Origin of the sequence: Micromonospora sicca (assembly GCF_003172935.1) — a bacterium.
Classification (GTDB): Bacteria; Actinomycetota; Actinomycetes; order Mycobacteriales; family Micromonosporaceae; genus Micromonospora; species Micromonospora sicca.
In genome coordinates, this window is the sequence record NZ_QGKS01000208.1 from 1 (window position 1) to 8332 (window position 8332).

General features: G+C 75.5%; 8 protein-coding genes. 4 read left to right on the forward strand and 4 right to left on the reverse strand.

All coding sequences use genetic code 11. The annotated features are described in order from the left end of the window. Nucleotides 1–140 precede the first annotated feature (140 nt). Both DKT69_RS13775 and DKT69_RS13780 read left to right on the forward strand, forming a co-directional pair. Entirely contained in the window at nucleotides 141–1340 is a 1200-nt protein-coding gene (locus tag DKT69_RS13775) for a DUF1015 family protein (RefSeq protein ID WP_109801965.1), read from the forward strand. Between the two features lie 71 nt (nucleotides 1341–1411). Further along, entirely contained in the window at nucleotides 1412–1882 is a 471-nt protein-coding gene (locus DKT69_RS13780) for a ribose-5-phosphate isomerase (protein ID WP_089012948.1), read from the forward strand. A gap of 5 nt (nucleotides 1883–1887) precedes the next feature. On the opposite strand, the gene DKT69_RS13785 is transcribed toward DKT69_RS13780, so the two are convergent. Then, nucleotides 1888–2220, reverse strand: coding sequence for a hypothetical protein (locus DKT69_RS13785; RefSeq protein ID WP_109801966.1), 333 nt, complete (start codon nucleotides 2218–2220; stop codon nucleotides 1888–1890). Between the two features lie 37 nt (nucleotides 2221–2257). Next, on the reverse strand, nucleotides 2258–3478 hold the full coding sequence (locus tag DKT69_RS13790) for a GNAT family N-acetyltransferase (protein WP_109801967.1): 1221 nt from the start codon (nucleotides 3476–3478) through the stop codon (nucleotides 2258–2260). Between the two features lie 98 nt (nucleotides 3479–3576). Here DKT69_RS13790 and DKT69_RS13795 point away from each other — a divergent pair, with 98 nt between their 5' ends. Next, nucleotides 3577–4110 (forward strand): hypothetical protein, encoded by a 534-nt coding sequence (locus DKT69_RS13795; RefSeq protein WP_109801968.1) that lies wholly within the window; start codon nucleotides 3577–3579, stop codon nucleotides 4108–4110. Nucleotides 4111–4261: 151 nt separating this feature from the next. On the opposite strand, the gene DKT69_RS13800 is transcribed toward DKT69_RS13795, so the two are convergent. Beyond that, complete coding sequence (locus DKT69_RS13800) at nucleotides 4262–4528, reverse strand: hypothetical protein (protein WP_109801969.1); 267 nt, start codon at nucleotides 4526–4528, stop codon at nucleotides 4262–4264. Nucleotides 4529–4671: 143 nt separating this feature from the next. Here DKT69_RS13800 and DKT69_RS13805 point away from each other — a divergent pair, with 143 nt between their 5' ends. After that, a complete protein-coding gene (locus DKT69_RS13805) occupies nucleotides 4672–6555 on the forward strand; it encodes a propionyl-CoA synthetase (protein ID WP_109801970.1) in 1884 nt (627 codons plus the stop codon). Between the two features lie 24 nt (nucleotides 6556–6579). On the opposite strand, the gene DKT69_RS13810 is transcribed toward DKT69_RS13805, so the two are convergent. Further along, nucleotides 6580–8046 carry an outer membrane protein assembly factor BamB family protein gene (locus tag DKT69_RS13810; protein WP_109801971.1) on the reverse strand — a complete coding sequence of 489 codons (1467 nt, stop codon included), beginning with the start codon at nucleotides 8044–8046 and terminating at the stop codon, nucleotides 6580–6582. Nucleotides 8047–8332 lie beyond the last annotated feature (286 nt).

Here is an 8332-nt window from a genome sequence, read left to right on the forward strand (position 1 = left end):
GTCCCACCCCGGCGCCCGGCCGACACCGCAACGCGCCGGCGCCGCTCGACCGCAACGGCTGAGCGCGGCCCCTTTCATCTGGTGGACGCGGTGCGGGTCCGGGTTCGGCGGGCCGGGGGCCGCGGGTAGCGTCCGTGGGCATGACGGTCGTGCATCCGATCGCCCGGGCCTGGATCACCACTGGCGGCACCGGCGCGCAGAACTACGACGAGTTCGCCGACGACGCGGAGATCACCGCGATCATCGAGGCGAACCCGCACAGTGCCCTCGGCATCGAGATGCCCCACCGGGCGCCGGAGAGCCTCGGCAGGTCCTTCCTCGACGCCCTCCCCGACGCGGTGGCCCGCCTGACCGAGGCCAAGGCGGACGGCAGCTACACCCCGGCCGAGCAGGTCGTGGTGCTCTACCGGATCAGCGCGCCGGGCGAGGAGCCCGCGTACGGGCTCTTCGCCATGGTCGACACCGACCAGATCTCCACCCGGGCCGACGAGCCCGGTCTGGTCATCCGCAACGAGGACGTCTTCATCGCCAAGGTGCGGGAGCGGGTGGCCCTGGCCGAGGCGCTCGGGCACCTGCTCTCGCCCGTACTGCTGCTCCAGACCGGGCGTGGCGACGAGCTGCACGCCGCGCTCGCGGCGGCGACCGAGTCGGCCGGCGCGCCCGCCGCGACGGACGTCGACCAGTCCGGGCGGACGCACGCCATCTGGCTGCTGCGTCCCGGCCCCGAGCAGGACGAGCTGACCGCCCTCGCCGGCGGCGGCGAGCTGGTGGTCGCCGACGGCAACCACCGCAGCCTGGCCGCGCAGACCGGCGGGCTGCCCCGCTTCCTGTCGGTGATCACCACGCCCGCGTCGGTCGCCATCCAGCCCTACAACCGGCTGGTCAGCGAGCTGACCACCACGCCGGAGGAGCTGCTCGACCGGCTCCGCGCCGCCGGTGCGGAGATCACCCCGATCGACGGCCCGGTCGAGGTCCCGGCGGGCGGCGGCGCCGTGCACCTCTACCTCGCCGGTGAGGGGTACGCGGTGACCCTGCCGCACGTCGACGGCGGGCGGCTGGAGAACCTCGACCACGCCCTGGTCGAGCGGCTGCTGCTGCGCGACGCGCTCGGCCTCGACCCGGGCGACAAGCGGATCACCTACGTGGGCGGCGACTACCCGGCGAGCTGGCTCACCGGTGAGGTCGACGCCGGCCGGGCGGAGCTGGCCATCCTCATCGCCCCGGTGACCGTGGACGACTTCGTCGCGGTCAATCTGGCCCGGGAGAAGATGCCGCGCAAGAGCACCTGGTTCACCCCGAAGGCCCGCGGCGGCCTGGTGGTCGCCGAGCTGTCCCGCTGAGCTGTGACGAATCCGCCTCCGTGCCGCCGCCCTTGCGGCGGCACGGAGGCCGGCCTGACAGACTGCGCGGTATGCGCGTCTACCTGGGATCCGATCACGCCGGTTTCGAGCTGAAGGTGCACCTGGCCAACCACCTGGCCACGCAGGGCTACGAGGTGGTCGACGTCGGTCCGCACGCCTTCGACCCGGACGACGACTACCCGGCCTTCTGCCTGCACACCGGTGACCGGGTGGTCAACGACCCGGGCAGCCTCGGCGTGGTCATCGGCGGTTCCGGCAACGGCGAGCAGATCGCCGCGAACAAGGTCGCCGGCGTCCGGGCGGCGCTCGCCTGGAACATCGACACCGCGCAGCTCGCCCGGGAGCACAACGACGCCAACATCATCGCGGTCGGCGCCCGCCAGCACACCCTGGACGAGGCGACCGCCCTGGTCGAGGCGTTCCTGACCACCCCGTTCTCCGGCAACCCGCGGCACTCCCGGCGGATCGCCCAGGTCGCCTCGTACGAGCAGACCCGCGAGCTGCCCGACCTGCCGGCCTGACCGCGTCAGCGGCCGGAGCGGGGAAGGTCCTCGCGGGGGACCCAGTTGCGCCGCACGATCACCACCCGGGCCTCGGCCTCGGCCAGGTCCGCGTCGGTGGGGCGGGCGGCGTCCCGGGCCCGCAGCGCGGCGGCCACCCCGACCTGCGACGATCCGGAGCCGACGAGGCCGCGCAGCCCCCGCTCACCCTCGTCGGCCGCCGGGCCGGGCCGGCGACCGCGGGGCGGCTCGTCGTGCACCCCGGCCGTCGTCGCGCTCGGCCCGTCCGGGGCCGGTAACTCGCTCTCGGCCTCGCCGTGGTGCCGCAGCCGGCGTCGCCGGCGCTCCGCATCACCCATCGGTCGACCGTACCGCCTCGGCGGCCCGCCGCACCCGTCAGAACACCTCCATCGGGGCCGGCGCGCGGTGCCAGCCGAAGGCGGGGGCGGCCGCCGCGAGCGTCCCGGGCACGAGTTCCCGGACCCGGCCGGCGGCGGCGAGCGCCCCGAGCCCGGCGCCGCCCAGGTAGAGCTCGCCGAGGGCGCGTACGTCGCACGCGAGCCGGGCCGGCTCGGCGGTGGCCGTGCAGGTCGCCCCCGTCGGGCCGCCGACCAGGCGCCACCGGCCGGCGTTCTCCGGCAGCAGCTCGTCGGTGACCTCGATCACCACGTCGACGTCGGTCGCGTACCGGCGGGCGGCCAGCGCGGCGGGCAGGTCGACCACGCGTACCCAGAGCCCGTCGGAGAGCTGGGCGCCGAGCTGGCGCGGCTCGTTCACCAGCCACAACAGCGGCTCGTCCACGGCGGCGGTACGGCAGGACAACCGCCGGGTCAGGTCGATCGAGAGCAGCAGCCGCCACAGCGCCAGGTACGCGTCGGGGTTCTCCGCGACCACCTCGTCGACCCGGACCTCCCCGCGCGGGCCGCCGCGGTCCCACTCCTCCTTCGTCCGGAACAGCGCGTACCCGTCCAGCCCCGCCGGCCCCTCGTGCAGCAGCACCCGCCGCTCGGTGGCCCCCTCCCGCAGGCTCTTCACGTCGGCCAGCACGTACCGCCACCAGCGCTCGTCCCGGTTTGACCAGCCGGGGCGGTCGGCGCGGACCCGGTCGTACAGCCGGGCCAGCTCGGCCTGCCGCGCGGCCGGCTGGTCCAGGCGGAGCGTGCCCGGGACGGACGCCGGCTCCGGCACGCGCAGCTCGGTGGTGTCGCAGCTGATGGTGAGCCGCTGCGCGGCCAGGCCGTAGCCGAACCGGGGGTAGATCCGGCCCTCGCTGGCCCAGAGCACCGCGACCGGCTCCCGGCCGGCGTCGCGGATCTCCCGCAGTTGGCGGCGCATCAGGGCGGTGAGCAGACCCCGGCGGCGGTGGGTCGGGGCGACCGAGACCATCGTCACGTGTGCCGCCGGCACGCTGGCCCCGGGCACCCCCAGTTCCCGGGTGAACGCCGCGGCGTGCGCGACCGCGGTGGTCCCGTCGCGGACCAGCAGCCCGCGCTCCGGTTCGAAGATCCCCCGCTCGACCTCCAGCAGTTCGGGGTCGAGACCGCCGTGGAAGGCCAGGGCCAGCAGCCCGGCGATCTCGTCGAAGTCCTCGGCGCGGGGCAACACCACATCGGTCATCGGATGTGTGTAACCCATCACCGTCGGGGTCGGCGACTGATTTGCCGGGTCGCTACCCTCGGAAACGTGGCCGGCGTCGGTCAGGGGGAGGACACGAGATGGCGGACCAGACCCAGCCGTGGGCCGAGCGCACCGTGGAGGTGCCGCCGCAGCCCGGCGTCGGGGTGCCGACGCAACGGGACGCGTTCCGGCGGGGGGTGGCCCCGGTGGGGCAGCGGCGTACCCCGCGTACCGACCAGTTCCCGGCCGTCGACCCGGCCGACTGGTCCGGCGGCGCCGCCCCGCGCCGGCCGATGGGCTGGCACCTGGCGCAGTTGCGCCGGGGTGGCGAGTGGAGCGCGGCGGGCGGCCTCTTCGCCTTCGTCTGCTGGGGCATCTGGGCGATCTCCGGCCGCGGCGACCTCACCGCGCCGCTGCTGACCTTCGTGCTGAGCCTGCTCACCGCGGTGGGCCTCTTCGCGCTCTCCCGCCTGCTCGGCCGGTTGGTCTGGGAGCGGCAGTTGGGCCGGGTGCGGCGCAGCGCCCGCGGCGCGCACCTGGTGACGGCGCTCTTCCTGGCCGGCGTGGGCGTCGCCTACCTGCAGCAGACCGAGTGGGTGGTGACGGCCTGGAACTGGGTCACCGGGAACTGATCCCGGTACCCGCGGGCGGGTCGGCGTCGCGCCGCCCGCCCGCGCGTCCGGTCGCGGGATGCCGCGACGCCGGTCGTCACTCCACCAGGACGGCGGCTGCTTACCCGGCGGGGCACGGTTCATCCGCGATCCCGAGCGGCTGAGCGGGTGCTCAATGGGTGCCGCCGTGCCCCTCGGCGTCCGCCTTCGGCGAGGCGACCCGCGCGGCCGGATCCTCGACGCCGGGCAGACCGCCGTCCGGGGCCACCATGCCGTCGTAGTTGTAGACCGTGCCGCCGTCACCGTGCTGCTTCGTGGTCCGGATGTAGCGATGGATCATGCCGTCGATCTCCAGCTCCAGCAGGGCCCGGTCACCCGCGTCCTGGCTGCTGCCGTCGCGGGGACCACCGACGAGGTAGGCGTTCGTGTTCGTGTCCATGGCGGTCCGGTACCCAGCTGCGGGGTGGACGAAAACGACGAACCGCACGGCCCGAGGGCCGTTCGGCGACCGGGTCGGTGCGCCCGGCGCACCGACCCGGACCGACCGTCGTGCCGCCCGGCCTGCGGGCGCAGCATGGGGCCATGGGCGCGTATCGATCAGCGTACGAGCGGAGCATCGCCGACCCGGCCGGCTTCTGGCGGGACGCGGCGGCGGACATCGACTGGTTCCGGGCGCCGGAGCGGATCCTCGACGACGGCGCGGCGCCGCTGTACCGCTGGTTCCCGGACGGGGTGCTGAACACCTGCCACAACGCGCTGGACCGGCACGTGGCGGCCGGCCTCGGCGACCAGCCCGCGCTGATCCACGACAGCCCGGTCACCGGCACGGTACGCACCTACAGCTACGCGGAGCTGCTGGCGGAGACCGCCCGGTTCGCCGGGGCGCTGCGCCGGCTCGGCGTCGGCCGGGGCGACCGGGTGCTGCTCTACCTCGCCATGGTGCCGGAGGCGGTGATCGCGATGCTGGCCTGCGCCCGGCTCGGCGCGGTCCACTCGGTGGTCTTCGGCGGCTTCGCCGCGCACGAGCTGGCCGTCCGCATCGACGACGCCCGGCCGAAGGTGGTGGTCGCCACCTCCTGCGGCATCGAGGTGGACCGGGTCGTCGACTACCACCCGATCCTCACCGCCGCGCTGGGCGAGGCGACGCACGCCCCCACGCACTGCGTGATCGTCCAACGGCCGCAGCGGCCCGCCCCGCTCCTCCCCGGCCGGGACCTGACCTGGGACGAGGTCATGGCGGACGCCGAGCCGGTGGGCTGCGTGCCGGTCAACGCGACCGACCCGCTCTACATCCTCTACACCTCCGGTACGACCGGCCACCCCAAGGGCGTGGTGCGGGACAACGGCGGGCACGCCGTCGCGCTGCGCTGGTCGATGCGGAACGTCTACGACATCGGGCCGGGCGAGGTCTTCTGGGCCGCCTCCGACGTCGGCTGGGTGGTCGGCCACTCCTACATCGTGTACGCGCCGCTGCTCACCGGCGCGACCACCGTGCTGTACGAGGGCAAGCCGGTCGGCACCCCCGACGCGGGCGCGTTCTGGCGGGTGGTCGCCCAGCACCGGGTGGCCGCGTTGTTCACCGCGCCCACGGCGATCCGGGCGATCCGCCGGCAGGACCCGGACGCCGCGCTGATCTCCGGGTACGACCTGAGCAGCCTCCGTACCCTCTTCCTGGCCGGCGAGCGGCTCGACCCGGACACCTGGGCCTGGGCGGGGGAGCACCTCGGCGTGCCGGTGGTGGACAACTGGTGGCAGACCGAGACGGGCTGGCCGGTCGCGGCGAACCCGCGCGGCCTGCAGCCGCTGCCCATCAAGCCCGGCTCCCCGTCGGTGCCGGTGCCCGGGTACGACGTCCGGGTGGTCGACGGCACCGGCCGGAAGGTCCCGCCCGGCACGGACGGCTCGATCGTGATCCGGCTGCCCCTGCCGCCCGGCTGCCTGCCCACCCTGTGGGGCGACGACGAGCGGTACGTCCGCTCCTACCTGTCCACCTTCCCCGGCCACTACCTGACCGGCGACGGCGGGCGGTTCGACGCCGACGGCTACCTCTACGTGATGGGCCGCGCCGACGACGTGATCAACGTGGCCGGGCACCGGCTCTCCACCGGGGCGATGGAGGAGGTGCTGGCCGGCCACCCGGCGGTCGCCGAGTGCGCCGTGATCGGGGTCGCGGACGCCCTCAAGGGTCAGGTCCCCAGCGGGTACGTGGTGCTCAAGGCCGGCGCCGAGGTGGACCCGGACGCCCTCGCCGGCGAGCTGGTCGCCCTGGTCCGCCAGCGGATCGGCCCGGTGGCCGCGTTCCGTCGGGTGACCGTGGTGCCGGCGCTGCCGAAGACCCGCTCCGGCAAGATCCTCCGCCGGACCATGCGCGGGCTGGTCGAGGGGCGGGACGAGCCGGTCCCGGCGACCATCGACGACCCGGCCACCCTGGCGGTCTTCCGCGGCCTCGGCACCGGGGCTGACTGATCCGCGCTGGCCGGAGGCCTGCGGTCAGCCGGCGGCGAAGCGGTGCAGCACGAAGTCCTTCGCCGAGCCGCAGGCGATCACCTCGGTGTTCCACGAGCAGGACTCGCCGCGCACGTCCTTGAGCTGGCCCAGCTCGACGACCCGGCCGGACTCGGCGCCCACCCCGGCGACGCTGCGGTCGTCCTCGCTGCTGCCCAGCGGCTCGGCGAAGACGAGCAGGTTGCCCGCGTCGACCCGGACCGCCACCCCGTCCCGCGCGTCCAGCACCCGCTGCCCGTCCGGCCCGAAGAGGGTGACCGCCGGATCCGGGTAGGTCCGCCGGGCCAGCACCCGCTCGCCGAGCGGCACCAACAGGTCGGCGCCGGGGGCGGACCAGCGCTCCGCCTTCTTCCCCTCGGCCGCGGCCACCACCACGGCGGTCGCCGGGTCGGCGTCGGCCACCTCCAGCAGGCAGGCCCGGTGCTCGCCGCACGGCACCAGCCCCTTGGGCCGGTCCCGGTCGTCCGGCGCCCGGTAGAGCACCGTCGGCTCCGCCGAACTCCCCAGGTCGTACGCGAGCAGTTGGAACCCGCCGTCGTCGTTCGCCACGTACAGCCCGTCCGAGTGCGCGACGACCAGGTCGTCCGGCTCCGCGACGTTGGTGCGTCGGCGCAGCACCGCGCCGGTGGCCATGTCGATCAGGCGGACGGAACGGTCCGACGACACCTGCACGATCCGCCGGACCTCGCCCTGCCAGGGATCCCGGGCGCCACCGCCGGCGAAGCCCGGCCCGGCCAGGCCCTCCTCGCTGGTCACCAGGTGGACGCTGGTGCGCGAGTTGCCGTACTGGTCGCGCGGGTCGGCGCGGCTCCACTTCTCCGTACCGTCGCTCACCCGCAGGCCGACCAGCCGGTGTCCGTCCCGGTCGGCCAGCACCATCACGTCCGTGCCGAAGAAGAACTCGTCGTCGCCGTGCACCGGGTGGTGCCACCGCTGGCGGCCGGAGCCCGCGTCGAGGACCTCCAGCTCACGAGGGGTGCTGGTGCCGGCGGCGTCCGCGACGAGGGCCACCGCGTCGGGCAGGGCGACGATCCGGTCCCACTGTTCGGCGGGCACCGCGCTCTGCCGGCGCCACAGCTCCTTGCCGGTGCCCGCGTCGACGGCGACCACCTCCAGCCGGTCGTCGTCCCGCGGGTACGCCAGATAGGCGCGGTCGCCCAGCGTCGCGGTGAACATGTCGCTGGGCCGGTCCGCGCCGGCCGGGATCCGCGTGCCGTTGTCGAACGCCTGGAAGTCCAGCTCCGGGTGCCGGTCCCGGGTCAGGTAGAGGACCGCCGCGGTGGCCACGCCGGCGAGGGCCGCCACCGCGCCGATCGAGATCCAGAGCGCCCGGCGCCGGCCCCCGCGCGCGGTCGGGGCCGCCGACCCGGGTACGCCCGGCGCGTCGCCCCCGGGCGTCCCGTGCGGCCACGGTGCGGCCGGCGCCGCTCCGCTCGGTGCTCCGGGCGGCATTGGAGCGGGGGACCCGGGCCAGGGCTCCGGGCCGCCGGCGGCGGAGATGACCGGCGCGGATGGCGGCTGCGGCGCGGGGCCGATCGGGGCGGCGGGGACCGTGGCCGCGGAAAGGCCTCGCCCGGGTCGCGCCTGCGGCGCGGGCCCGGCCGGAGCGGCGGCGGGCCAGGAGCGGGCTTGCCGCCACGTCGTCGGCCGCGTGCGAGAAGACAGTCATGCCGGTGGCCGGCGCGCCGTCGTACGCGGTCTTGAGCGAGTCCGCCTGCTCCCACTCGCCGTCCGTCTC